The sequence below is a fragment of the Mesotoga sp. BH458_6_3_2_1 genome (genome assembly GCF_003664995.1).
In the GTDB taxonomy this organism is placed as follows: Bacteria; Thermotogota; Thermotogae; order Petrotogales; family Kosmotogaceae; genus Mesotoga.
Window position 1 is genome coordinate 1 of the sequence record NZ_JFHL01000022.1, and the last position, 1,482, is coordinate 1,482.

2 protein-coding genes are annotated in these 1,482 nt (G+C 47.4%); both read left to right on the forward strand.

Annotated elements, in window-relative coordinates; all coding sequences use genetic code 11:
* Positions 1–945, forward strand: a 945-nt coding sequence (locus Y697_RS11085) for an ABC transporter ATP-binding protein (protein WP_147433197.1), incomplete at its 5' end; no start/stop codon positions are given.
* Positions 942–1,482, forward strand: a 541-nt coding sequence (locus tag Y697_RS11090; RefSeq protein ID WP_147433198.1) for a dipeptide/oligopeptide/nickel ABC transporter ATP-binding protein, incomplete at its 3' end; no start/stop codon positions are given. The genes Y697_RS11085 and Y697_RS11090, both read left to right, overlap by 4 nt.

Consider the following 1,482-nt stretch of genomic DNA (forward strand, 5'->3'; position numbering starts at 1 on the left):
CTCAAGCTTTACTACTACACGAGCAAAGGTGTGGTTAAGGCTGTAGACGATATTTCTTTCTCTCTGAAAAAGGGTGAGACTCTAGGTCTTGTTGGAGAATCAGGCTGTGGAAAGACAACCACTGGCTTCGCACTCCTTAAAATGCCCACTCCCCCCGGAAAGATTGCCGGTGGGAAGATTGTGCTCGACGGTATAGACATAACTCCCCTGCGTGAGAATGAAATGAGAAGGAACATACGCTGGGAGAAGGTTTCCATGGTCTTTCAGGGCGCCATGAATACCCTCACTCCCGTTTACACAATAGGCAAACAGATGATGGAGACTTTGCAGGAACACAGGGAGATGGAGAGGGAAGAAGCGAGAAAGAGAATAGAGAAGTATCTCAACCTCGTTGGACTCTCAGGCGATATAGTGAAGAGATATCCACATGAACTCTCGGGAGGAATGAAGCAGAGAATCGCCATCGCCACCGCCCTCTTTCTCGAACCGAAGGTAATAATCTGTGACGAACCTACCACAGCCCTGGATGTTATAGTGCAGGCCCAGATAATAAACCTCCTCAAAGACCTCAAGGAGAAGCTAGACCTTTCATTCATTTTCATAACTCACGACCTCGCAACGGAGGCGGAGGTGTCAGACAGGATAGCAGTTATGTATGCCGGAAAGATAGTGGAGATAGGAACAAACCAGCAGATATACGGAGAACAGGGTCCCTGTCATCCGTATACTAGAAACTTGCTCGCTGCAACTCCCAGACTTCACGCAAAGGTAAATGAACTATCCTTCATCCCCGGTGCTCCTCCTGATCTACTGGAACCTCCATCGGGTTGCAGATTTCATCCGAGATGTACCCTCGCTATGGATAAGTGCAAAGAAGAAGAACCACCCCTTATAGAGATTGAAAAGGAACACATGGTGGCCTGCTGGAGGTGTGAGAAGAGATGACCGAAAAGATCGTTGAAGTGAAAGACCTTCAGAAGTGGTTTCCAATAAGAAGAAGCATATCCCAGTTCTTCAAGGGTGAACACAGTTATGTGAAGGCCGTTGACGGTATATCCTTCTCAATAAAGAGGGGTGAGATATTCGGTCTTGTCGGAGAGTCAGGATGTGGAAAGACCACGACGGGAAAACTAATCATGAAACTCCTTGAGCCTACAGGCGGAACCATGTTTCTGAATGGAGAGGATGTCACTCATATAGAGAAAGATGAATTGAAGATATACAGAAGGAACGTACAGATGATCTTTCAGGATCCATACGCTTCCATGAACCCGAGGTTCAAGATAAGGGACGTTATGGAAGAGCCTCTCATAATACATAAACTAGGAGAAGACAGGGACGCGAGAATGGAGATGATAGAGAAGGCTTTGAGGGAAGTCAAGCTCAACCCTCCAGATGAATTCCTTGTGAGGTATCCCCACATGTTATCCGGTGGTCAGAGACAGAGGGCGGCCACTGCCAGGACTCTTCTTCTCAATCCCG